This window comes from Micromonospora sp. CNB394 (assembly GCF_000374985.1).
Taxonomy (GTDB): Bacteria; Actinomycetota; Actinomycetes; order Mycobacteriales; family Micromonosporaceae; genus Micromonospora; species Micromonospora marina.
On sequence record NZ_KB895843.1, the window covers coordinates 1 to 23,773 of the forward strand.

At 72.9% G+C, this 23,773-nt stretch carries 21 protein-coding genes; 9 read left to right on the top strand and 12 right to left on the bottom strand.

Annotated elements, in window-relative coordinates; translation table 11 throughout:
* Positions 1-86: 86 nt before the first annotated feature.
* Complete coding sequence (locus C569_RS0119775; RefSeq protein WP_018787506.1) at positions 87-1,133, bottom strand: GDSL-type esterase/lipase family protein; 1,047 nt, start codon at positions 1,131-1,133, stop codon at positions 87-89.
* Positions 1,134-1,274: 141 nt separating this feature from the next.
* On the opposite strand from C569_RS0119775, the gene C569_RS0119780 reads away from it, so the two are divergent.
* Both C569_RS0119780 and C569_RS0119785 read left to right on the top strand, forming a co-directional pair.
* Complete coding sequence (locus C569_RS0119780; RefSeq protein ID WP_018787507.1) at positions 1,275-1,631, top strand: YkvA family protein; 357 nt, start codon at positions 1,275-1,277, stop codon at positions 1,629-1,631.
* Between the two features lie 76 nt (positions 1,632-1,707).
* Positions 1,708-3,078 (top strand): cystathionine beta-synthase, encoded by a 1,371-nt coding sequence (locus C569_RS0119785; RefSeq protein ID WP_018787508.1) that lies wholly within the window; start codon positions 1,708-1,710, stop codon positions 3,076-3,078.
* 88 nt (positions 3,079-3,166) lie between these two features.
* Here C569_RS0119785 and C569_RS0119790 read toward each other — a convergent pair whose 3' ends face one another.
* From C569_RS0119790 to C569_RS0119830, 9 genes are all read right to left on the bottom strand, one after another.
* Positions 3,167-3,676 carry a GNAT family N-acetyltransferase gene (locus C569_RS0119790; protein WP_018787509.1) on the bottom strand — a complete coding sequence of 170 codons (510 nt, stop codon included), beginning with the start codon at positions 3,674-3,676 and terminating at the stop codon, positions 3,167-3,169.
* Positions 3,673-4,602 (bottom strand): ribonuclease Z, encoded by a 930-nt coding sequence (locus C569_RS0119795; protein WP_026268398.1) that lies wholly within the window; start codon positions 4,600-4,602, stop codon positions 3,673-3,675. The genes C569_RS0119790 and C569_RS0119795 overlap by 4 nt, the downstream gene beginning before the upstream one ends.
* Positions 4,603-4,909: 307 nt before the next feature.
* Positions 4,910-6,094 (bottom strand): osmoprotectant NAGGN system M42 family peptidase, encoded by a 1,185-nt coding sequence (locus C569_RS0119800; protein ID WP_018787511.1) that lies wholly within the window; start codon positions 6,092-6,094, stop codon positions 4,910-4,912.
* The gene (gene ngg, locus C569_RS0119805) at positions 6,091-7,929 is read right to left on the bottom strand and encodes an N-acetylglutaminylglutamine synthetase (protein ID WP_018787512.1); all 1,839 of its coding nucleotides are present in this window, start codon (positions 7,927-7,929) and stop codon (positions 6,091-6,093) included. Before ngg ends, C569_RS0119800 begins: the two co-directional genes overlap by 4 nt.
* Before the next feature lie 2 nt (positions 7,930-7,931).
* Entirely contained in the window at positions 7,932-9,722 is a 1,791-nt protein-coding gene (locus tag C569_RS0119810) for an N-acetylglutaminylglutamine amidotransferase (RefSeq protein ID WP_026268399.1), read from the bottom strand.
* A gap of 329 nt (positions 9,723-10,051) precedes the next feature.
* A complete protein-coding gene (gene msrA, locus C569_RS0119815) occupies positions 10,052-10,711 on the bottom strand; it encodes a peptide-methionine (S)-S-oxide reductase MsrA (protein WP_018787514.1) in 660 nt (219 codons plus the stop codon).
* Positions 10,712-10,787: 76 nt separating this feature from the next.
* Entirely contained in the window at positions 10,788-11,201 is a 414-nt protein-coding gene (locus tag C569_RS0119820; RefSeq protein ID WP_036346352.1) for an HIT family protein, read from the bottom strand.
* 119 nt (positions 11,202-11,320) lie between these two features.
* Positions 11,321-12,013 carry a nucleotidyl transferase AbiEii/AbiGii toxin family protein gene (locus C569_RS0119825; protein WP_018787516.1) on the bottom strand — a complete coding sequence of 231 codons (693 nt, stop codon included), beginning with the start codon at positions 12,011-12,013 and terminating at the stop codon, positions 11,321-11,323.
* Positions 12,014-12,015: 2 nt separating this feature from the next.
* Positions 12,016-12,342: a hypothetical protein gene (locus C569_RS0119830; protein ID WP_018787517.1), complete on the bottom strand. Its 327-nt coding sequence runs from the start codon at positions 12,340-12,342 to the stop codon at positions 12,016-12,018.
* Positions 12,343-12,437: 95 nt separating this feature from the next.
* On the opposite strand from C569_RS0119830, the gene C569_RS0119835 reads away from it, so the two are divergent.
* The 3 genes from C569_RS0119835 to ilvA are packed head-to-tail and all read left to right on the top strand — an operon-like array spanning position 12,438 to position 16,265.
* A complete protein-coding gene (locus C569_RS0119835; protein ID WP_018787518.1) occupies positions 12,438-13,580 on the top strand; it encodes a cystathionine gamma-synthase in 1,143 nt (380 codons plus the stop codon).
* Positions 13,581-13,596: 16 nt separating this feature from the next.
* Complete coding sequence (locus C569_RS30605; RefSeq protein ID WP_051090507.1) at positions 13,597-15,048, top strand: amidase; 1,452 nt, start codon at positions 13,597-13,599, stop codon at positions 15,046-15,048.
* Positions 15,045-16,265, top strand: coding sequence for a threonine ammonia-lyase (ilvA, locus tag C569_RS0119845; protein WP_018787520.1), 1,221 nt, complete (start codon positions 15,045-15,047; stop codon positions 16,263-16,265). Before C569_RS30605 ends, ilvA begins: the two co-directional genes overlap by 4 nt.
* Positions 16,266-16,418: 153 nt before the next feature.
* On the opposite strand, the gene greA is transcribed toward ilvA, so the two are convergent.
* Both greA and C569_RS0119855 read right to left on the bottom strand, forming a co-directional pair.
* The gene (greA, locus tag C569_RS0119850) at positions 16,419-16,919 is read right to left on the bottom strand and encodes a transcription elongation factor GreA (RefSeq protein WP_018787521.1); all 501 of its coding nucleotides are present in this window, start codon (positions 16,917-16,919) and stop codon (positions 16,419-16,421) included.
* Between the two features lie 145 nt (positions 16,920-17,064).
* A complete protein-coding gene (locus tag C569_RS0119855; protein ID WP_018787522.1) occupies positions 17,065-17,499 on the bottom strand; it encodes a DUF4307 domain-containing protein in 435 nt (144 codons plus the stop codon).
* A 242-nt stretch (positions 17,500-17,741) separates the two neighbouring features.
* Between C569_RS0119855 and mca the strand changes: the two genes are divergently transcribed.
* From mca to C569_RS0119875, 4 genes are all read left to right on the top strand, one after another.
* Positions 17,742-18,623 (top strand): mycothiol conjugate amidase Mca, encoded by an 882-nt coding sequence (mca, locus tag C569_RS0119860; RefSeq protein WP_036346356.1) that lies wholly within the window; start codon positions 17,742-17,744, stop codon positions 18,621-18,623.
* Between the two features lie 48 nt (positions 18,624-18,671).
* Positions 18,672-18,956, top strand: a complete 285-nt coding sequence (locus C569_RS0119865) for a hypothetical protein (RefSeq protein WP_018787524.1) — start codon at positions 18,672-18,674, stop codon at positions 18,954-18,956.
* A 180-nt stretch (positions 18,957-19,136) separates the two neighbouring features.
* A complete protein-coding gene (locus tag C569_RS0119870) occupies positions 19,137-21,668 on the top strand; it encodes a bifunctional diguanylate cyclase/phosphodiesterase (protein WP_018787525.1) in 2,532 nt (843 codons plus the stop codon).
* Positions 21,669-21,719: 51 nt separating this feature from the next.
* On the top strand, positions 21,720-23,756 hold the full coding sequence (locus C569_RS0119875; RefSeq protein ID WP_026268402.1) for a thioredoxin domain-containing protein: 2,037 nt from the start codon (positions 21,720-21,722) through the stop codon (positions 23,754-23,756).
* Positions 23,757-23,773: the final 17 nt, after the last annotated feature.

The following is a 23,773-nucleotide window of genomic DNA, read 5'->3' on the forward strand; positions in this document are numbered from 1 at the left end:
GCTCGCTCATGCCGTCACTCCGCTTCGCTCCGTGCCGTCATGAGGCACCTCTGCGCTGAGCTGGCTGATTCGCTCGCTGCGCTCGCTCATGCCGTTCCCTCCAGCGTTGCCGAGTCGGCGGCGCTGCCGGTCGGGGGCACCGCGCCGACGCCGAAGAAGGCCCGCCGGCGAAGCTGCGCCCACCGCCCGCCCGGCCCGCGGTCGCGACCCCGGAGCTGGGCGCCGCTGACCTCCGTGCCGGCGTGCCGGGCCGCCTGGTGGGCGGCCTCCGGGAGCGACCGTACGCCTTCCACGCCGGGCAGGACAGGCCTGCGTTCCGGGACCGCGCCCAGTGCGGACAGCACGGTGGGCAGCAACGCCGCCGCGGCTATCGCGTACCCCTCGGCGGAGGGGTGGAACCGGTCCGAGGCGAACATCCGGCCGGGCTCGGCGGCGAACCGCGGCCCGAGCATGTCGCCGAGCGAGACGGTACGGCCGCCGGCCTCGACCACGGCCACCGTCTGCAAGGCCGCGAGCTGGCGGCTCCAGCGCCGGGCCAGCCAGCGCAGGGGCGGCTGGATCGGCCGGATCGTGCCCAGGTCGGGACATGTGCCGACGACCACCTCGCAGCCAGCCGCCCGGAGCGTGCGGACCGCGTCGACCAGGTAGCGCACCGCCACCGAGAACGGTGTGCGGTTGGTGACATCGTTGCCGCCGACCAGGATCACTGCGACGTCCGGCCCCACTTCGAGAGCGGACTCGACCTGCGGCTTCAGCCCGGACGACAGCGCGCCGACAACGGCGAACCGGTGCAGCCGGACCGGCCGGTGCAGGCGGCGGGACAGCCCGGTGGCCAGGAGCGAGCCCGGCGTCTCCCGACGCCTGTGCACGCCGTACCCGGCCGCCGAGGAGTCGCCCAGGACGACCATGATGACCGGCGGGCCGGGCAGCTTCGCGCCGTACACACCGTCGCAGCGCGGCGGCGGCGCCTGGGCCATCGGGATGGTGCGGCGGGCCTGCCGGGCCTGGCCGAGCAGCACGCCGCCGGTGGCGGCGGTGGCCGCCACCGTGGCGCCCGTGCCGATCGCCGCGAGGCGGGCGATCTGCCGGGCGCGCTGCCGGCGGACCGGCGCGACGGAACCAGCGTCCCCCATGAGCCGACAGTATCGCGCCGGTACGACCACTGCTGTCCGTGATCGGATGGCTGGGCGCTGCCCGGATTGGGTACCGATGGGGGCAGCGGACGCGGGCTTGCCACCGGGCCGCACCATGGTCGAGCGGAGAGGGGCGAAATCATGGGGAAGACGTTGAAGCGCAGTGCCGCGTTCGTCGCACTGGCCCGGGCGCTGGCGGCTGGCACGCGGGGCGGGCCGTCGCTCGGGGCCCGGCTGGCGGCGCTGCCGCGGATGATCCGCGCGACCACCCGGGGCGAGTACGACGGCGGCCTGCGGCTCGCGCTGATGGCCGGGGCGACGGCGTACATCGTCTCCCCGATCGACCTCCTGCCGGAGATCCCGCTGGCGATCTTCGGGTTGGCCGACGACGCGGTCATGGTCACCTGGCTGGCGGGCAGCGTGCTCGCCGAGACCGAGCGGTTCCTGGAGTGGGAGGCACATCGCAGCTCCGTCATCCCCGGGCATGTGGTGCCCTGACGGCACGTACGCTGATCGGCGAACTGACGACTGACCGACCGCCCCACGACGGCGGCGCGACGAAGGGCACAACGAGGTGCAGTACTACGACAACGTCGTCGAGCTGATCGGCAACACCCCGCTGGTACGCCTGCGCAACGTCACCGAGGGCATCCAGGCCACCGTGCTGGCGAAGGTGGAGTACGTCAACCCGGGCGGCTCGGTCAAGGACCGGATCGCGCTGCGCATGGTGGAGGACGCCGAGAAGGCGGGCATCCTGCGGCCGGGCGGCACGATCGTGGAGCCGACCAGCGGCAACACAGGTGTCGGGCTGGCCCTGGTGGCCCAGCTCAAGGGCTACCACTGCGTCTTCGTCTGCCCGGACAAGGTCAGCCAGGACAAGCAGGACGTGCTGCGCGCGTACGGCGCCGAGGTGGTCGTCTGCCCGACCGCCGTCGCGCCGGAGGACCCGCGCTCCTACTACAACGTCTCCGACCGGCTGGCCCGGGAGATCCCCGGCGCGTGGAAGCCCAACCAGTACAGCAACCCGGCCAACCCGCGCTCGCACTACGAGACCACCGGCCCGGAGCTGTGGCGGCAGACCGAGGGGAAGATCACCCACTTCGTCGCGGGCGTCGGGACCGGCGGCACCATCTCCGGCATCGGCCGCTACCTCAAGGAGGCGTCCGAGGGCCGGGTCAAGGTGATCGGCGCGGACCCGGAGGGTTCGGTCTACTCCGGTGGCACCGGCCGGCCGTACCTGGTCGAGGGCGTCGGTGAGGACTTCTGGCCGGAGACGTACGACCGGAAGATCGCCGACGAGATCGTCGAGGTGTCGGACAAGGAGTCCTTCGAGATGACCCGCCGGCTCGCCCGCGAGGAGGGGCTGCTGGTCGGCGGCTCCTGCGGCATGGCCGTGGTGGGTGCGCTGGAGGTGGCCCGCAAGGCCGGCCCGGACGACGTGATCGTGGTGCTGCTGCCGGACGGCGGGCGAGGCTACCTGTCGAAGATCTTCAACGACAGGTGGATGGCCCGGTACGGCTTCCTCGACGACTCGGGCACCGAGCCCACTGTCGCGGACGCGCTCGCCGGCAAGCCCGGTGGCCTGCCCGAGCTGGTGCACGTGCACCCGACCGAGACGGTCCGCGACGCGATCGACTACATGCGCGAGTACGGCGTCTCCCAGCTTCCGGTGCTCAAGGCCGAGCCGCCTGTGGTGACCGGCGAGGTGGCCGGCTCGATCGCCGAGAGGGACCTGCTCGACGCGCTCTTCACCGGCCAGGCCCACCTGCACGACACGATCGAGCGGCACATGGGCGAGCCGCTGCCGATGATCGGCGGCGGCCAGCCGGTGAGCGAGGCGGTCGGACTGCTGGAGAAGTCCGACGCCGCGCTGGTGCTGGTCGACGGCAAGCCCAAGGGCGTGCTGACCCGCCAGGACCTGCTCGCCCACCTCGGCGCCCGCTGACCTGCATGCAAGGAAGGGCCCCTTGTTAACACCGCCGTGTTAACAAGGGGCCCTTCCTCTACCGCAGGCGTTAATAGGGGGCCCTTCCTTACAAGCGGCGGGCGTAGCGGAGCTGGGGGACGAGTGCCTGGCCGATGTGCTCGTCCCGCTGCTCACCGGTGGCGGCCCAGCCGCCGCGCTCGTAGAACCCGCGTGCGTGGGCGTTGTCCCGCAGCACCCACAGCGCCGCGCGGGTCCAGCCCTGGGCCCGCATCGCGTCCAGCGCGTCCACCATCAGCGCCCGCCCGGTGCCCCGGCCCCGCTCGGACGGCTCCAGGTGGATCGCGTTGAGCAGCCCGGTCGCCGGGTCGCCCTCGTCGTCCGGTCCGAGGTAGCTGAACCCCGCCAGTCGCCCGTGCCGCTCGGCCACGGTCATCCGGTGGTCGGCGCCCTCCCAGGTCAGCCGCTCCACCCAGTAGCGGCCCATCGCCTCGGGCGTCGGGTCGGCCAGCACCTCGGCCGGCAGGAACGACGAGTACGCCGCCACCCGGGAGCGCTGGTGCAGGGCGCCGACCGCCATCAGGTCGGCCTCGGTCGCGGACCGTAGGGAGATCGTCACCCGGGCGACGGTACCCGCCGGGGCGGCACCTGCACCGTCTGGAGATCCTCGGCGATCACCAGGTCACCGGGGAAGTGCTCGCGCGCCTCGTCGTGGAACCGGCGCGGGTCGGCGTACCGCTGGGAGAAGTGGGTGAGCACGAGCGTGCGTACCTCCGACTCGGCCGCCACCCGCGCGGCCTGGCCGGCGGTGAGGTGCCCGACCTCGGCGGCGAGCGCCGCCTCCGACTCCAGGAACGTCGACTCGATCACCAGCAGGTCGGCGTGCTCGGCCAGCGCGTACACGCCGTCGCAGAGTCCGGTGTCCATCACGAAGGCGAACCGCTGGCCCGGCCGGGTCACGCTCACCTCGTCCCGGGTGACGCGACGCCCGTCGCGGTCCAGGTGGCCGTCGCGCAGCAGCCGTCCCACGTCCGGCCCGGCGATGCCGTACGCGGCCAGCCGCTCCGGAAGCATCCGGCAGCCGTCCCGCTCGACCAGTCGGTAGCCGTACGTCTCGATCGGGTGCCGCAGCCGGCGGGCCTCCAGCGTGCCGACGCCCAGCGTGATCCGCTGCCCGTCGGCGTCGATCGGTTCGACTGCCAGCTCGGCGGTCTCGTAGAAGCTGGACGCGTGGCGCAGCCGGGCGAAGTACTCCGCGCCGCCGGCCGGGAAGTGCACCGCCACCGGGCGCGGTACGCGGTCCAGTGAGAGCCGCTGGATCATGCCGGGCAGGCCGAGGCAGTGATCGCCGTGGAAGTGGGTGACGCAGATCCGGGTCAGGTCGGTGGCGGTGACCCCGGTGTGCAGCATCTGCCGCTGGCTGCCCTCGCCCGGGTCGAAGAGGATCACCTCGTCGTCCCAGCGCAGCAGGTAGCCGTTGTGGTTGCGCTGCCGGGTCGGGGCCTGGCTGGCCGTACCGAGCACCACCAGCTCACGCATGGACACGGCATCCTCCGGAGGGCAAAAAAGCGACCCCCGGGGCTTCCGCGCTCGCGCGCGGGCCGGCTGGACTGGGCCGGCACCCCGGGGGTCGGGTGGCTGTCGTGGTTTCGCCGCACCGCTGCCACACGGTCTCGACGATCCTGCAGGTGCCCGCCTCGCGGCGGACGAGATTTCACTGTCGAGGACAGCGGCTAGCGGACAGCCACCTCACGAGTCCGATTGCTATACAAGTCTGGACCACCTCCTTTCCCGTGTACCGCCACGCTATCCACTTCGCGGCGGCCGCGGCAACGGATTTCGATCACAGGCGTCAGTCCAGGCCGATCGGGCCCTCGCGCGGGCCCTCCTCGTGGGCCGGCTGCACCGCCAGTGACGGGAAGTCGGCCAGGTCGCCCTCCGGCTCGGCGTCCCACTCGGGGAAGACCAGCGGGCTCTGCAGGTAGAGGCAGAGCAGCTGGGTGAGCTGGTGCAGGCCGTCGAGGTGGGTGCGCTCGTGGCCGTGGGTGGCGTCCACGCCGAATCCGAGCAACGCCACCCGGGCGTGCGCCCCGGCCTCGACCGCCGCGGCCACGTCCGAGCGGTAGTAGTCGAACACGTCCCGGACCAGGTCCACGCCGTGCTCCTTGGCGATCGCGGCCAGGTTGCGGGTCAGGTGGTAGTCGAACGGGCCGACCCCGTCGCCCATCGCCAGCGTCGCCGCGGTCTCCCGGGACTGCTGGCCCGGCGCGACCACCGCCGCGTCCACCGAGACGATCTCCGCGACGTCCGGGTCCAGCCCGTGGCTCGCGCCGTGGCCGATCTCCTCGGTGACGGTGACCAGCAGGTGCGCGGTGACCGCCGGGGTGACACCGGCGTCGACCATCGCCTTGAACGCGGTCAGCACCGCCGCCACGCCCGCCTTGTCGTCCAGGTGCCGGGACTTGACGTACCCGCTCGGGGTGATGGCCGGGTTGGGCAGGAACGCGACGAAGTCCCCGGCGTCGATGCCCAGCGCCCGCAGCCCGGCCTCGTCGTGCACCGGCTCGTCCACCCGCACCTCGACCAGCTCCCAGCCGACGCCCTGGAGGTCGACCGCCTCGTTGTAGCGGTGGCCGCTGGCCTTCAGGGGCAGGACCTGGCCGGTGACGACCCGGTCCAGGTCGTCGGTGAAGATCCGCACGTGTGCGCCCTCGGCGAAGCGGGCGCTGTGCGTACCGATCGGGTTGATCTCCAGCCGGCCGTTCTCCTTGAGCCGCTTCACCATGCCGCCGATGGTGTCGGTGTGCACCACCACGGCCCGGTCGGCGCCGGTCGATCTGGGGCCGGGCAGGCAGGCGCTCAGCGCCCCGCGACGGGTCAGCGTGGAGCTGATCCCGATCGCGGAGAGCCGTTCACCCACGTACTGCTGGATGTGGTCGGTGCGTCCCGACGGGCTGGGGATCTCCAGCAGCTCCACCAGCACCTGGCTGAGGTAGTCGAGGTCGAGCTTGAGCGGTTGGGTTTTGCGTGCGGTCATGCCCCAGAGCCTGCCGCACCGGCAGGCGACCAGAGACGCTGCGGTGCCCGGGTACCCGGGAAGAGCAGGTCGACGAAGCGCTCGGCGGTCGGCTGCGGCTCGTGGTTGGCCAGTCCGGGACGCTCGTTCGCCTCGATGAACACGTGTTCCGGCCGGTCCGGGGCGGGGACCAGCAGGTCCAGCCCGGTGACCGGGATGTCCAGCGCCCGGCTCGCCGTGACGCACGCCTCGGCGATGGCCGGGTGCAGCTCGGCGGTCACGTCGTGGATCGTGCCGCCGGTGTGCAGGTTGGCCGTCCGGCGGACCGCCAGCACCTCGCCCTCCGGGAGCACGTCGTGCATCCGGTAGCCGGCCTCCGCCACCACCTCGCGGGTCATGTCGTCGATCGGGATGCGGGACTCGCCACCGGTGGCTGCCGCCCGGCGCCGGCTCTGCCGCTCGATCAGCTCGGTGATGTCGTGCACGCCGTCACCGGTGATCTGCGCCGGACGGCGTACCGCGGCGGCCACCACCTCGTGGTCGATCACCACGACCCGCAGGTCGTCGCCCGCGCGCAGCTCCTCGATCAGCACGTCCGGGCAGAACCGGCGGGCCAGCTCGACGGCGGCGGTCAGAGCCTCCGGCGTACGCACCCCGACGGTGATGCCGTTGCCCTGCTCGCCCCGCGCCGGCTTGACCACCACCGGCCCCACGTCGTTCAGGAACGTGACGTCGTCGGGCTCGCCGGTGGCGGTGCGGCCGCGCGGCACCGACAGCCCCGCCTCGGTGAGGATGCGCCGGGTCACCCGCTTGTCGTCGCAGCGGCTCATCGCCACCGCCGAGGTCAGCTCCGACAGCGACTCGCGGGTGTGGATGGTCCGGCCGCCGGTGGTCAGCTTCAGCTCACCCCAGTGCGGGTCGGTCACCTCGACCCGGATGCCGCGGCGCATCGCCTCGTCCGCGACGATCTTCGCGTACGGGTTCAGCTCGTCGTACCCCTCGGGCATGGCGGGCAGGAACAGGCGCTCGTTGATCGGGTTCTTCCGCTTGACGCAGAGCGTGCCGGTGCGGTGGAAGCCGAGCCGCTCGTACAGCCGGATCGCGCCCGAGTTCTCGGCCAGCACGGACAGGTCCACGAACGCCCGTCCGCGCCCGTCGAGCCGGTCGGCGAGCGCGGTCAGCAGCGCCTGCCCGGTGCCGGGCGGGGCGGTGTTGAAGTCCACGGTCAGGCACCACAGGCTGGCGCCTTTCTCCGGGTCGTCGAAGACCGCGACGTGGTCCACGCCGGTGATGGTGCCGACCACCTCACCGGTGGCGTCCTCGGCCACCAGGTGCAGGAACCGGTTCGTGCCGGCGTTGTCCACCAGCACCTCGACGGGGGCGGTGACCATGCCGTTGCGCGCGTAGATCCGGTTCACCGCCTCGGCGTCGGCGGCGTCGCGCAGCGGCCGGACGGTCAGCCCGGGCACCTCGCCGCCCTCGGTGGCGGCGGGCCGCTTCTCGCCCAGCGGCAGCCGGTAGGTCAGCGACGGGTCGATGAACAGCTCGTCCGGCAGCCGGGACACCAGCACGTGCGGGTCGCGCAGGTAGATGCAGATGTCCCGGGCGCCGACCGCTTCGGAGCGCAGCACGTCGGCCACGTGCACCTGGTCGTCGAACGTCTGCCCGAACACCAGCCGGCCCCAGCCGCAGTCCAGCACCACGCCCGAGGCGTCGGTGGACGGGGTCTGCGGCTGTCGCGGCTCCGGCGTACCCGGTGCGATCGGGTCGCCGCCCGGGCCGGTGCGTTCCCGGCGCCGGCCCAGCACCCGTTCCCGGTCGGTTCGCGCGGTTCCGGTGGCGAGGGTGTCCGTCATGGTCAGTCGATTCCGTGGCTCTGGAGCCACATTTCCAGGAGTCCCAGTTGCCACAGCTTGTTTCCGTTCAACGGGGTCAGTTCGGCGTTCGGGTCGGCGAGCAGCGCGTCGACGTAGTCGGCGCGGAACAGGTCACGACGGCGCGCCTCCGGGGCGGTGAGCGCGTCGCGTACCCGGTCGAGAAGCTTGCCCTCCAGGTGGGTGAGGCCGGGCACGGGGAAGTAGCCCTTGGGCCGGTCGATGACCTCGTGCGGCAGGACCCGGCGGCCGATCTCCTTGAGCACGCCCTTGCCGCCCTGGGCCAGCTTCAGCTCCGGCGGGCAGCTCGCGGCCAGCTCGACGAACTCGTGGTCGAGGAACGGCACCCGGGCCTCCAGCCCGTGCGCCATGGTCATGTTGTCGACCCGCTTCACCGGGTCGTCGGTCAGCATGACCTGGGTGTCGATCCGCAGGCCCGCGTCGACTGCGGTCTGTGCCCCCGCGCGGCCCAGGTGCGCGGCGACGAACTCCCGCGCCGGGTCGCCCTCGGCCAGCCACGCCGGGTTGAGCACCCGGGCCAGTCCGGCCGCGTCGCGGTCGAAGAACGCCTTCGCGTACGTCTCGAGCGCCTGCTCCCGGTCCACCCCGGCGAGCGGCGGGTACCAGTGGTAGCCGCCCAGGATCTCGTCCGCGCCCTGACCCGACTGCACCACCTTGACGTGCCGCGCGACCTCCTGGCTGAGCAGCCAGAACGCCACGCAGTCGTGGCTGACCATGGGCTCGCTCATGGCCGCGACGGCGGCTTCCAGCGGCGGCAGCAGGTCACCGGTGGGCACCCGGATCTGGTGGTGGTCGGTGCCGAACGTCTTCGCCACCAGGTCGGAGTAGACGAACTCGTCGCCCTCCCGGCCGCCGACCGCGTCGAAGCCGATGGAGAACGTGGCCAGGCCGGACCGGGCCTGCCCCTCACCGGCGAGCAGCGCGACCACCAGGCTGGAGTCGAGGCCGCCGGAGAGCAGCACGCCCACCGGCACGTCGGCCACCATGCGGCGGCGTACGGCGGTGGTCAGCGAGTCGAGCAGCGCGTCCTGCCAGTCCCGCTCGGACCAGCCGGCCCGCTCGGCGTCGCGGCCGAAGGACGGATCCCAGTACACCCGTTCGTGGGTGGAGCCGTCCGCCTCGTACACCCGGACCGTGGCCGGCGGAAGCTTGGTGACGCCGGCCAGGATGGTGCGCGGCGGCGGCACGATGCTGTGGAAGCTCAGGTAGTGGGCGAGCGCCACCCGGTCGATGGTGGTGTCGATGCCGCCACCGGCGAGCAGCGCCGGCAGGGTCGAGGCGAACCGCACCACACCGGGGCTCTCGGCCAGGTAGAGCGGCTTGATGCCGAGGCGGTCCCGGGCCAGCACCAGACGGCCGGTGTCGCGCTCGCTGATCGCCACCGCGAACATGCCGATCAGGTGGTCGACGAAGTCGAGCCCCCACTCGGCGTACGCCTTGATCACGACCTCGCTGTCGCCGGACGAGAAGAACCGGTGGCCCTTGGCCTGAAGTTCGGCGCGCAGCTCCCGATAGTTGTAGATGCAGCCGTTGAAGACACCGGTGAGCCCGGCGGCGGCGTCCACGATGGGTTGGCCGCTCGCCGCGGACAGGTCGATGATCTTCAGGCGCCGGTGTCCCAGCGCGGTCGGGCCCTGCGACCAGACGCCGCTGTCGTCGGGCCCTCGGTCACTCATCGTGGCCGCCATCCGCTCCACGGCCGAGACGTCGGCGCGTGAACCGTCACGGCGGAACTCTCCCGCAAGTCCGCACATACGAGCCAATGCTGCCAGAACTTGTTGCAGTTCGCCTGTTGAGACGATGACGAACGTGTGACAGCTTGCTACCATGCGCCGTCACGCAGGGTGGCTGCCTGTCATGCCTTCGGTTCCTGCCCTCCACGCCCGGATGCCGGAAACCCGGCCCCGTTCCGGTGTGAGTAACACCGCACAGACCGCCTAGCGCGCCCGGCGTCTTCGGCTTCGGCCGATCTCGCGATTGGGTGCCCCGCAATCCTCGTGAACCCGACAGTCTGCGGGCTCAAGCTGCAAGATCGCATGGCAAGGTGGCGGCTACCGCCAGGAGACGGTAGCCGCCGACCGGGTCAGGCGGTGCGGGCCACCCCGACCGGGCAGCTCAGCCCGTTCGGGCCGTGGTTGCAGTAGCCGTTCGGGTTCTTCGTCGGCGCCAAATACTGCTGGTGGTAGTCCTCGGCGAAGTAGTAGTCGCCGAGCGGCGCGATCTCGGTGGTGATCTCACCCTTGCCGGCCCGCTCCACGATCGGCGCGAACGCGTCCCGCGATGCCTTGGCGGCGGCGAGCTGCTCGTCGGTCGTGGTGTAGATCGCCGAGCGGTACTGGGTGCCCACGTCGTTGCCCTGGCGCATGCCCTGGGTCGGGTCGTGGTTCTCCCAGAAGACCTTGAGCAGGTCCTCGTAGGCGATCTTCGACGGGTCGTAGACCACCTGGACCACCTCGGCGTGCCCGGTCATGCCCGAGCAGACCTCCTCGTACGTCGGGTTGGTGGTGTACCCGCCCGCGTAACCGGCGGACGTGGTGATCACGCCGGGGAGGGTCCAGAACAGCCGCTCGGCGCCCCAGAAGCAGCCCATGCCGAAGACGGCGACCTGCGCGCCCTCGGGGAACGGGCCCTTCAGCGTCGACGGCAGCACCTCGTGCCGGTCGGCGATCGGCATCGCGATCGGGCGGCCCGGCAGGGCCTGGTCAGGAGAGATCATCTCGGCCTTCATGCGGCGGAGGAACACGGTGGGACTCCTCTCTTGGCTTTCCCAGCGCGTGCAACAGCATCGGCCCCCGGTTCCTTACCCGCCCACGCCGGCGTCAGGCCAGCGCCGCCGAGATCCGCCCGGCGAACTCCGTCGCCTCGGCGTCGTCCGCGTACCGGGTACGTGGCCAGAAGAAACCGCGCAGCCCGTCGCCCTTGGTGCGGGGCACGACGTGGGTGTGCAGGTGCGCTACGGACTGGGACACCCGGTTGTTCATCGCCACGAACGTCCCACCGGAGCCCAGACCGGTCTCCACGGCGACGGCGATCCGCTGCACCAGCCGGAAGTAGCCGGGCAGCGCGTCGGCCGGCAGGTCGGACAGGGTGACCAGGTGGGTGCGGGGCACCACGAGCACGTGTCCCTTGAACACCGGCCGGGTGTCGAGGAACGCGACCCCGTCCGGCTCGTCGATCACCCGGAAGGCCGGCACCTCGCCCGCCACGATCCCGCAGAACACACACCCGCTCACGCCCCCACCCTAGGCCCCACCCGGCCACCCCACCTCCGGCCGATTGCGATCATGAGGTTGGCGGCGACAAATGGGACCGCCGGCACCGTCAACCTCATGATCAGCGAGAAGCGGCCGGGTCAGGCGCGGTCGAGGTAGGCGTCCCAGTCGTCGTCGGGGACACCGATCGGGCCAATCTCGCCATTGGCGAGGCGAGCCCGGATGTCCGCCTCCCACCGACGGGCCCAGCGCCTGAGTCCGCCGATGTCGACCTCGCCGAGCCCGTAGGAGGCGAATGTCTCCACCTCGAGCTCGTCGACCCCGCCGAGTCGGTCGGCCAGCTCGTGAAGCGAGAACGCGACGGTGTGCCGGGCTCCCAAGGATTCGAGTCCCCTGCACTCCACGATCCGGCTGGCGGCGCGTACGTCGATGTAGTCGCGATGCGCGGCGCGGTCGTGAAACGCCCTGACCTTGAGGCCGATGGCGTCCTCCAGCGCGAGCACCGGCCCGATCTGCATCCTCGCGGGCGGTCCGATGGCCTCTTTCAAGAGGTCGACCTCGCAGGCGAAGCCGGGCCCTTCGACCAGCAACCGGGCCATCCGCGGCATCGCCTCGACGACCCGGCAGCCGAACCCTGCGGCTCGGTACGCCTCGGCCAGCCGCGCCGCCACCAGAGGCAGCGGCAGCGCGGTTGCGGTGGCGAAGTCGATGTCGCGGGACGGCCGGCTCACGAGATCGTGCGCGGCGAGTGCGTACCCACCGGCGAGCACCAGACCGAGGTCGTCACCGGCGCGAAATCCGACGTGCAGCAGGCGTGTGTGCAACTCGTCCACGGCTAGGCCACCAGGCCCGGCATCCTGCTCTCCCAGAGGCGGATCACCCGGCGCGCGGTCAGCTTGCGGATGCGGGACCAGTCCTGCCGGAGAAGCGTCGGATTGACGTACCGGACGATGTCCTCGCGCTGCCCGCAGTCCATCAGCGTGCGGTAGAGCGTGAGCCGCTGCCCGCTGTCGTCGACGTCGAACTCGGTGAGACCGGACCACGCGAGGCGGATCGGCAGGGTGACCCGGCCGTGCTCGGGCCCCTTGAGGTCGCCCAGGCACGTGGGAATCCGGTCGGCGACGCCGTGCAGGCGGGAGGGGAGCGCCTCGGTCGTACTCACCGGACCAGTATGGCCGACCACCCCGACACCTTCGCGGTTGTGACTCGCGCCGGGTTGCCGGGAGCACGGCCGGGCGGCGGGCTAACGTCTGCGGCATGAGCCACGGCTTCGAGACACTCGCCATCCACGCCGGTCAGGCCCCGGAGGCCCGCACCGGCGCGGTGATCCCGCCGATCTACCAGACCAGCACGTACGCGCAGGACGCCGTCGGCGCGCCGCGCGAGGGCTACGAGTACAGCCGCTCCGGCAACCCGACCCGGGACGCGCTGCAGGAGTGCCTGGCGGCGCTGGAGGGCGGCCCGGTGGCGCTCGCCTTCGCCAGCGGCCTGGCCGCCGAGGACACGCTGCTGCGGACCGTCTGCAAGCCGGGCGACCACGTGGTGATCCCGGACGACGCGTACGGCGGCACGTACCGGCTGTTCGCCAAGGTGGCCGAGCGCTGGGGCCTGGCGTACACCCCGGCGAAGGTCTCCGACCCGGACGCCGTGCGCGCCGCGATCCGCCCGGGCACCACCCGGATCGTGTGGGTGGAGACGCCGACCAACCCGCTGCTCGGCATCGCCGACATCGCGGCGCTCGCAGCGGTGGCGCACGACGCCGGCGCGCTGCTGGTGGTCGACAACACCTTCGCCTCGCCGTACCTCCAGCAGCCGATCGGGTTCGGCGCGGACGTGGTGGTGCACTCCACCACCAAGTACGTCGGCGGGCACTCCGACGTGGTCGGCGGCGCGCTCGTCGCGGCGGACCGCACGCTCGGTGAGGAGCTGCGCTACCACCAGAACGCGATGGGCGCGGTCAACGGCCCGTTCGACGCCTGGCTCACCCTGCGCGGCATCAAGACCCTCGGGGTACGGATGGACCGGCACTGCGACAACGCCGAGCGGATCGCGGCCTACCTGGACGGACACGCGAAGGTCGCCCAGGTCGTCTACCCGGGCCTGCCCTCGCACCCGGGCCACGAGGTGGCCGCCAAGCAGATGCGCCGGTTCGGCGGCATGATCTCGTTCCGCGCCGCGGGCGGCGAGGAGCACGCCGTCCAGATCTGCAACCGGGCCCGGCTGTTCGTGCTCGCGGAGTCGCTGGGCGGCGTGGAGTCCCTGATCGAGCACCCGGGCCGGATGACACACGCGAGCGCCGCGGGCTCGCCGCTTGAAGTTCCCGGCGATCTCGTGCGACTGTCTGTCGGCATCGAGACGGTCGACGACCTGCTCGCCGATCTGGAGCAGGCCCTGGGCTGACCGCTGGCTGGGGAGGGTGGCAGTGCCGGACATCTTGCCGACGACCTGGGTCGGGACGACCGCGAAACAGATCGCCCGGGCGGTACGCCGTGGCGACGTCTCCGCCACCCAGGTCGTCGCCGACCACCTGGACCACGTCGCCCGGGTCGACGCCGAGCTGGGCGCGTTCCGCGCGGTACGCGCCGGCGAGGCGATCACCGAGGCGGAGAAGGTCGACGAGCAGGAGGAACTGGCGAACCTGCCGCTGGCCGGGGTGCCGGTGGCGGTCAAGGAGAACACGCCGGTGGCCGGCCTGCCCACCTGGAACGGGTCGGCCGCGATGCGTACCGAGGTGGCGGAGGCCGACCACGAGGTGGTCCGGCGGCTGCGCGGCGCGGGCGCTGTCATCCTCGGCGTGACCCGGATGCCGGAGCTGGGCCTGTGGGCCCTCACCGACGACGACACCGCCGTCACCCGCAACCCGTGGGACCCGGCGCGTACCCCGGGCGGCTCGTCCGGCGGTGCGGCCGCCGCGGTGGCCGCCGGGCTGGTGCCGATGGCCCACGGCAACGACGGTCTCGGGTCGATCCGCATTCCGGCGGCCTGCTGCGGTCTGGTCGGGCTCAAGCCCGGCCGGGGCGTGGTGCCCTGCCAGCTCGGCGCGGACGACTGGTTCGGCCTCACCGAGCACGGCATGCTGACCAGCACCGTCGCCGACGCGGTGGTCGGCTTCTCGGTGCTGGCCGGACGCCGGCCGGACAAGCTGGTCCCGCCGGAGCGGCTGCGGGTGGGCGTCTCGCTGCGCTCGCCGGTGCGCGGCGTCTCGCCGGACGCACCGAGCCGGGACGCGGTCGCCGCCGCCGGCCGGCTGCTGGCCGCCGCCGGTCACGACACCGTGCCCGCCGACCCGGTCTACCCGACCCGGCTCGGCCTCCAGGGCATCGCCACCTGGTTCGCGTCGGCCGCCGCCGACGTGCGCGCCGCCGGGGTGGCGCCGCGTCAACTCCAGCGACGCAGCCGCCGGCACGTCACGCTCGGCGAGTGGGCGCAGCGCCGGGGGTACGTGCGGGAGGCCGACCGGGCCGCCTGGCGCGAACGGTCGGTGCAGTTCTTCGCCGACAACTCGGTCGACCTGCTGCTCACCCCGGCGCTGGCCGGGCCGCCGCCGGAGGCCGCCGGGTGGTCCGGCCGCTCCTGGCTCGCGAACATGTCGACGAACATCAGGTACGCCCCGTACGCGGCGCCGTGGAACATCGCCGGGTTGCCGTCGATCGTGGTGCCGGTCGGCCGCCGCCCGGACGGGCTGCCCGTCGGCGTGCAGTTCGTCGGCCCGCCCGGCTCCGAGCTGCTGCTGCTCGGGGTGGCGGGCCAGTTCGAGATGCAGGCGCCGTGGGCCCGGCACGCCCCCGGCTATCCCCGCGTCGGAACGGGGTCGCCGGCCACGTCGGCGCAGATCCCACCGGGACCGGGTGGCACGATCGGGGCATGACGGAACTGGTCGGCCTCGCCGACGTACAGGCCGCGCGGGAACTGCTCGCCGGTGTCACCCGTACCACCCCGCTGGAGCCGTCCCGGCCGCTCAGCGCCGCGCTCGGCGGGCCGGTCTGGCTCAAGTGCGAGAACCTCCAGCGCGCCGGGTCGTACAAGGTGCGCGGCGCGTACGTGCGGATCTCCCGGCTCTCGGCCGAGGAGCGGTCCCGCGGCGTGGTCGCGGCGAGCGCCGGCAACCACGCGCAGGGGGTGGCGCTGGCCGCCGGGCTGGTCGGCGCGCACGCCACCGTCTTCATGCCGGTGAACGCGCCGCTGCCGAAGGTCGCCGCCACGAAGGGGTACGGCGCGCAGATCGAGCTGGTGGGCAACACGGTGGACGAGTCGCTCGTCGCGGCGCAGACCTTCGCCGAGCGGACCGGGGCGGTGTTCATCCACCCGTTCGACCACCCGGACGTGATCGCCGGGCAGGGCACCGTGGCGCTGGAGATCCTCGAACAGTGCCCGGACGTGCGCACCATCGTGACCGGGGTGGGCGGCGGCGGCCTCGCCTCGGGCATGGCGGTGGCGGCCAAGGCGCTGCGTCCCGACGTACGCGTGATCGGGGTCCAGGCGGCGAGCGCCGCCGCCTTCCCGCCCTCGCTGCGGGCCGGCGAGCCGCTGCGGCTGCCCTCGTTCGCGACGATCGCCGACGGTATCGCCGTCGGCCGTCCGGGCGAGCTGACCTTCACCCATGTCCGCAAGCTCGTCGACGACGTCGTCACGGTCTCCGAGGAGGACATCTCCCGGGCGCTGCTGATGTTGCTGGAACGCGGCAAGCAGGTTGTCGAGCCGGCCGGCGCGGTCGGCGTGGCGGCGCTGCTGGCCGGCGCGGTGGAGGTGACCGAGCCGGTCGTCGCGGTGCTCTCCGGCGGCAACATCGACCCGCTGCTCATGCTCCGGGTGATCGAGCACGGCCTGGCGGCGGCCGGCCGGTTCCTGCGGATCACGGTGCGCTGCACGGACCGGCCCGGGCAGCTCGCCTCCCTGCTGGGCGAGATCGCCGAGCACCGGGCCAACGTGGTGGACGTGGTGCACCAGCGCGCCAACCCGCACCTGCGCCTCGGCGAGGTGGAGGTGGCCCTGTCGGTGGAGACCCGCGGGGTGGAGCACTCGGACACGCTGATCAGTGCGCTGCGGGCCAGCGGCTACCAGGTGGTCTTCACCGGCGAGGGCTGAGCCCCGGCCGGTGCGCGGACGCCGCGGTGGAACGCGAACGCCCCGGCCGGATGATCCGGTCGGGGCGTTCGGGTGTGCGGCTCGGGTCCGAGGAGGGCCTGTCAGCCTCGGTCGGGTTCGGGACCCGAGCCATCCGGCGCGGGTCCGGAGGGGTCAGCCGCTGTACGGCTCGAAGGAGACGATGGTCACCTTGATATCGGCGCCGCTGGGCGCCGTGTAGGTGCAGGTCTGCCCTGCCTTGCCGCCGAGGATCGCCTTTCCGAGCGCGGACTCGGGGCTGTAGACCGTGAGGTCGGTGGTGGAGGCGATCTCCCGGGAGCCGAGGAGGAAGGTCTCGCTGTCGTCGGCGTCGTCGTCGAAGTAGATCTTCACGACCATGCCCGGCGAGACCGCGTCGGCATCCGGCGCCTCACCGACCTTGGCGGTGCGCAGCAGCTCCTTGAGGTAGAGGATGCGGCCCTCGGCCTTGCCCTGCTCCTCACGGGCGGCGTGGTAGCCACCGTTCTCCCGCAGGTCGCCCTCCTCGCGCCGGGCGTTGATCTCGGCGGCGATGACCGGCCGGTTGGCGATCAGCTCGTCGAGCTCGGCCTGCAGACGGTCGTAGGCGTCCTGGGACAGCCAGGTGGCGGGCGCCTCGTTTCCATTTGTGGACACAGGCGTTCTCCTCGATTGGTGCGGACTGGCTGACAGGTGAACTTGCAAGGCTACCAGTGCGGGTCACGTCGAGGTGTGATCGATCACCCCGGGTGCCGGTGACGGGACCGGGGTGCGGTGGCCGGCGACTCGCCGGCGGGCCGGCTCAGCCGGCGGGCCGGCAGCGCAGGACCTCGCCGATGAACGGCCGGGTGCTCGTGGGCACCTCCTGCCGGGCCCGGATGTGGCGCTGACCGGGCTCCGCGGTCACGGTGGCCTCGGCGGTGCCCACCTGGGCCCCGTCGTGGGAGCGGGCCCGTAGCAGGCAGGTGGCGGAGCCGCCCGGCGGCACGGTGACCCGGAAGTCGACCACCACCCGGGAGTCGGTGATGTCGGTGTAGCTGATCATCTCGCCCCGGTATTCCGGGTCACCGTACTGGTAGTAGAGCTTCGTCGCGCCCAGCCCGAGGACGGCCAGCACGACCGTCACCGTGAGGGCGAGCAGGAGTGGCCGGCGGCGTCCCGGCTCCCGGCGGCGTCCGTAGCGGCCCGGCGGGAAGACCGGCGCCTCCGCGGCGACTGTGGCGTGCGTCTCGCTCACCGGCGGGTATCTCCTGGCGTTGTTGTCGGCGGCATCGGCAAGAATGGCTAGGTCCATCTTCCCAGCCCGGCGCTGAGTCAAGGATGGCAGGTCGGCCTGGACCGGCGGGCGTGGCCCTGGCCACTCCGGTGGCGGGGCCCGGCCGGCCGTCGCGGGGGCTTTCGCGGGCGCGGGGGGAGATTCCGGCAGGTCAGCCGGTCGGCCCGGGGCCGACCGGCGGGCACAGACGAGGAGCGCCGAAGGTGGCAGAACAGCTGCGTCTCATGGCGGTGCACGCCCATCCCGACGACGAGTCGAGCAAGGGCGCCGCCACCATGGCGAAATACGTCGCCGAGGGGGTGGACGTCCTGGTCGTCACCGCCACCGGTGGTGAGCGGGGCAGTGTGCTCAACCCCAAGATGGACCGCCCCGACGTGTGGGCGAACATCGGAGACATCCGGCGGGCCGAGATGGACGCCGCCCGGGCCATCCTCGGCGTCGAGCAGGCGTGGCTCGGCTTCGTCGATTCCGGGCTGCCCGAGGGCGACCCGCTTCCGCCGCTGCCGGAGGGCTGCTTCGCCCTCCAGGACGTGGACGTCGCCGCCGCGCCGCTGGTGCGCCTGATGCGGCAGTTCCGCCCGCACGTCGTCACCACGTACGACGAGGAGGGCGGCTACCCGCACCCCGACCACATCATGACCCACAAGATCACCGTGGCGGCGTTCGACGCGGCCGGTGACCCGGAGCGCCACCCCGGGCTGGGCGAGCCGTGGCAGCCGCTGAAGCTCTACTACGACGTGGGCTTCTCCCGCGCCAAGATCATGAGCCTGCACGAGGCGGTGCTCGCCGCCGGTCTCGAATCGCCGTACGGCGAGTGGATGAAGCGCTGGGACGAGCGCCCCGACAAGGGCGCCCGGATCACCACCCGGGTCGAGTGCGCCGACTACTTCCCGGTCCGCGACGACGCGCTGCGCGCGCACGCCACCCAGATCGACCCCGACGGCTTCTGGTTCCAGGTGCCGATGGAGCTGCAGAAGCACGCCTGGCCGACGGAGGACTTCCAACTCGCCCGGTCGATGGTCGACAGCCCGCTGCCCGAGTCCGACCTGTTCGCGGGCGTACGTGAGGCGTGCCGTGCCCACTGACCAGGCCGGGGGCTACCCTGGTGCTCAGTCGCACATCGGAGGAACACCATGCTGACCACCGTCGAGGTGCTCGCGCAGAACAACTTCGGTGACACCCGTACGGGTGGTCTGGCCGGTCCGATGGGCCTCTTCCTCATCGTCGCGCTGGGCACCGTCACCGTCCTGCTGATCCGCAACATGAACGGCCGGCTGCGCCGGCTGCCCGACCGCTTCCCGCAGCAGGGCACCCCCGGCCGGGCCGATTCCGCAGTCGCCGATCCGACAGACGGGCTCGTCGGGCAGGATTCACCGACGAATGCGCCCAACGGCTCCCAGCAGCACCGGAACAGCTGAACACCGCGTGAATCACGCCCAAGCCGGTCGTCGCCCCCTGTTGCGACCACCGGCTTTGGCTTAGCCTTCCGCCGGGGGGACCGTCAGGCCCCGGACCCTGCGCGGAAGGGGGACGCCGATGTCGAAGTCAGCACCGGCCCCCGACCATGCCCCCGCCCGACCCGTCGACGGGGCGGCCCCGTGACCACCGAGCCGGCCGACCGTTCCCCGGACCGGATCGGCCTGCACGGGACGCCGGTGGGCGTCGTCCTGCTCACCGTCGCGGTCGCGCTCACCGGTCTGCTCGCCGCCGCGCTCGGCCTCACCGTCCCGTCGCACCTGCCGGTCGACCACCCCCTGCCCGGCCCGGCCCGCTTCGGCATCGCCACCGTCGCGTTCGCGGTGGCGCAGCTCGCCCGGCTGCGCTTCCGCAGCGCCTCGGGCATGGTGAGCATCACCTGGGGCGAGGCCGCACTCGTGGTCTGCCTCTGGCTGGTGCCGGCCGGTTGGCTCCCGGCCGCCGCCCTCTTGGGTGTGGGCGCCGCCTGGACCGTGATGTCACTGGTCGCCGACCGCCGGCCGGCGCTGGAACTGGTCGGCATCGCCGGTTCGCTCACCGCCGCCACCGCGCTCGCCGCGACCGTGGCCACCGCTCTCGGCCCGCCGCTGCTCGCCGCGCCCACCCCGGAGCTGGCGCTCACGCTCACCGCCGCCGCGGTCACCTACCTGCTGACCACCGCCTTCCTGGGCGCCGTCACGCTCGCCCTGCGGCACGGCATCGCGATCGGGCCGCCGCTGCTCGCCGCGCTGCGCGGCAAGCTGCTCATGTTCGTCGGCAACGTGGCGGTCGGCCTGGTGGTCGTCGCGCTGCTCGAACTCGACGTGCGCTGGCTGCTGCTCCTGCCGCCGCCGCTCTGGCTGCTCCAGCAGACCTACCGCCACCGGCTGCGGGCCGATCAGGAACGGCGCACCTGGCGGGCGTTCGCCGAGGCCACCGCCGCGCTCAACCAGCTCGACGAGCGCGGCGTGGCGACCGCCGCGGTGACCGGCGCGCTCACCCTGTTCGGCGCGGAACTCGCCGAGGTCGACGTGGCCCGGGGCGAGGGACGCTGGCGCCGCTACCGGGCCGACCGCGGCGGGCAGGTACGCGACCGGGAGGTGGAGCCGTCCGCCGGCGCCGACGCGGGGGAGCACGAACTGGTGCGCCGCCTCGCCGTGGGATCCACAGAGGTCGGCCGCCTGCGGGTGCGGTTCGCCCGGTCCGCCCCGCCGAGCGCCCGGGAACGCGACGGTGTGGCGGCGTTCGGCGACGCGCTGGCCGCCGCCCTGCACGATGCCGCCACGCATCGGGAGCTACGGCTGGTCACCGCCCGCTCGTTGTACGACGCGGTGCACGACCAGCTCACCGGACTGCTCAACCGGGCGGCGCTGCTCGCCAAGGGGGATCAGGCGCTGCGGCAGCGCGCACACGACCACCCGGTGGCCCTCCTGCTGCTCGACGTGAACCAGTTCAAGGAGGTCAACGACACGCTCGGGCACTCGGCGGGCGACCAGTTGCTGCGGCTGACCTCCAACCGCCTCGCCGCGCTGACCCGGCCGGGTGACCTGCTCGGGCGCCTCGGCGGCGACGAGTTCGCCCTGCTGCTGACCTCGGTGCCGCTGGTCGAGGACCGGACGGCTCCGCTGGCGTACGCGCTGCGGCAGGCCCGGGAGGTCGCCGAGCGCCTCGCCGCACCGACCGAGGTGGCCGGGGTGCGGATGTCCGTCGAGGTGGCGGTGGGCGTGGTGGTCGCCGACGCGGGCGCGGCCGACCTGACCGAGCTGCTGCGGCGTGCCGACATCGCCATGTACCAGGCGAAGGAGGGCGGCGGCAGCGTCGCCGCGTACGACAGCTCCCGCGACGCGGCGAGCACCGACCACCTGGCGTTGCTCGCGGAGATGCGGGAGGCGCTGGCGGCCGACGACCAGCTGGTGCTGGCGTTGCAGCCGGCGGTTGACCTGGCGACCGGCGCGCCGACCGGGGTGGAGGCGCTGATCCGGTGGCGGCATCCGCGCCGGGGCTGGCTCGGCCCGGCCGACTTCATCCGCCCGGTGGAGAACAGCGAGCAGCTCGGCAGCTTCACCCGGTACGTGCTGGACAAGGCGCTGGCGGTGGCCTCCGGCTGGGCGCGGGACGGGCTCGACGTCCCGATCTCGGTGAACCTGTCCGCACGCAGCCTGCTCGACCCCCGGCTGCCCGCCGAGATCGAGGAGGCGCTGCGCCGCCACCAGGTGCCGCCGCACCGGCTCGTCCTGGAGATCACCGAGACGGTGGTGATGAGCGAGCTGGAGGTCATCGACGAGGTGCTGGCCACGCTGCGCGCCATGGGCGTGCAGCTCGCCGTGGACGACTTCGGCACCGGCTTCTCGTCGCTGACGTTCCTCACCCGGATCGCCGTCGACGAGTTGAAGGTGGACCGCTCGTTCGTGCTGCGGATGGCCGACTCACCGGAGGCGGCGGCGATCGTCCGGACCACCGTCGGGCTGGCCCACGAGCTGGGCCTGCGGGTGGTGGCCGAGGGCGTCGAGACCGCCGAGCAGCGCACCGCGCTGGCCGAGCTGGGCTGCACCGCCGCTCAGGGCTACCACTTCTTCAAGCCGATGCCGGCCGACAAGATCGCCGCGGTGCTGGGGTCGCTGCGCGACGCGGCCCGCGGCAACGTCTTCCCGCTGCGCGCCGACGGCGCCTCCTGACCCCTGCCGCACCGGCGGCGTCGGAAGGCGATGGTGGAATAGGGTCGGGTGGTGAATCGACTCGCCCAGGCCACCTCGCCCTATCTGCTCCAGCACGCCGACAACCCGGTCGACTGGTGGCCCTGGTGCGACGAGGCGTTCGCCGAGGCGAAGCGGCGCGACGTCCCGGTGCTGATCTCGGTCGGCTACGCGGCCTGCCACTGGTGCCACGTGATGGCCCACGAGTCGTTCGAGAACGAGGCAGTGGCCCGGCTGATGAACGACGACTTCGTCTGCGTCAAGGTCGACCGCGAGGAACGCCCCGACGTCGACGCGGTCTACATGACCGCCACCCAGGCGATGACCGGGCAGGGCGGCTGGCCGATGACTGTGTTCGCCACGCCGGACGGCACCCCGTTCTTCTGCGGCACGTACTTCCCCCGCGCCAACTTCATCCGCCTGCTCGGCTCCGTCGCCACCGCCTGGCGCGACCAGCGCGAGGCGGTGCAGCGGCAGGGCGCCGCCGTGGTCGAGGCGATCGGCGGCGCGCAGGCCGTCGGCGGCGTCACCGCACCGCTCACCGCCGACCTGCTCGACGCCGCCGCCGGTCAGCTCGCCCGGGAGTACGACGAGACGAACGGCGGTTTCGGCGGCGCGCCGAAGTTCCCGCCGCACATGAACCTGCTGTTCCTGCTCCGGCACCACCAGCGCACCGGCTCGGCGCGCAGCCTGGAGATCGTCCGGCACACCTGCGAGGCGATGGCCCGCGGCGGACTCAACGACCAGCTCGCCGGTGGCTTCGCCCGCTACTCGGTGGACGGCCACTGGACCGTGCCGCACTTCGAGAAGATGCTCTACGACAACGCGCTGCTGCTGCGGGTCTACACCCAGCTCTGGCGGCTCACCGGCGACCGGCTGGCCCGCCGGGTGGCCCGCGACACCGCCCGGTTCCTCGCCGACGAGCTGCACCGCGCCGGTGAGGGCTTCGCCTCGGCGCTGGACGCGGACACCGAGGGCGTCGAGGGGCTCACCTACGTCTGGACGCCCGGCCAGCTCGTCGAGGTGCTGGGGGAGGACGACGGCCGGTTCGCCGCGGACCTGTTCGACGTCACCGCCGACGGCACGTTCGAGCACGGCACCAGCGTGCTGCGGCTGGCCCGCGACGTCGACGACGCCGACCCGCAGGTGCGGGCCCGCTGGCAGGACGTGGTGGGCCGGCTGCTGGCCGCTCGCGACACCCGTCCCCAGCCGGCCCGCGACGACAAGGTGGTGGCCGCCTGGAACGGGCTCGCGGTCACCGCCATCGCGGAGTTCCAGCAGGTCGCCGCCCTGCTCGTGTCGCCCGACGACGAGGACGCGAACCTGATGGACGGCGTGCTGATCGTCTCCGACGGCGCGATGCGGGACGCCGCCGAGCACCTGGCCGCCGTGCACCTCGTGGACGGCCGGCTGCGGCGGGTCTCCCGGGACAGGATGGTGGGTGAGCCGGCCGGGGTGCTGGAGGACTACGGCTGCGTCGCCGAGGCGTTCTGCGCGATGCACCAGCTCACCGGCGAGGGGCGGTGGCTGACGCTGGCCGGTGAGCTGCTCGACGTGGCGCTGGCCCGGTTCGCCGGCCCGAACGGCGCCTTCTACGACACCGCCGACGACGCCGAGCGCCTGGTCACCCGGCCCGCCGACCCGACCGACAACGCGACGCCGTCGGGCCGGTCGGCGATCGTGGCGGCGCTCGTGGCGTACGCGGCGCTGACCGGGGAGACCCGCTACCGGGAGGCGGCCGAGAAGACGCTGACCACTGTCGCGCCGATCGTCGACCGGCACGCCCGGTTCACCGGGTACGCGGCCACCGTCGGTGAGGCGCTGCTGTCCGGGCCGTACGAGATCGCGGTGGCGACCGGCGACCCGGCGGGCGACCCGCTGGTGGCCGCCGCTCGGCGTCACGCCCCGCCCGGCGCGGTGGTGGTGGCCGGAGCCCCGGATCAGCCCGGTGTGCCGCTGCTGGCCGGGCGGCCGTTCGTCGACGGGCGGCCCGCCGCGTACGTCTGCCGGGGCTTCGTCTGCCAGCGGCCGGTGACCGGCGTCGAGGAGCTGATCGCGCAGCTCGGCTGAGCGGAGTGAGCCGGGCC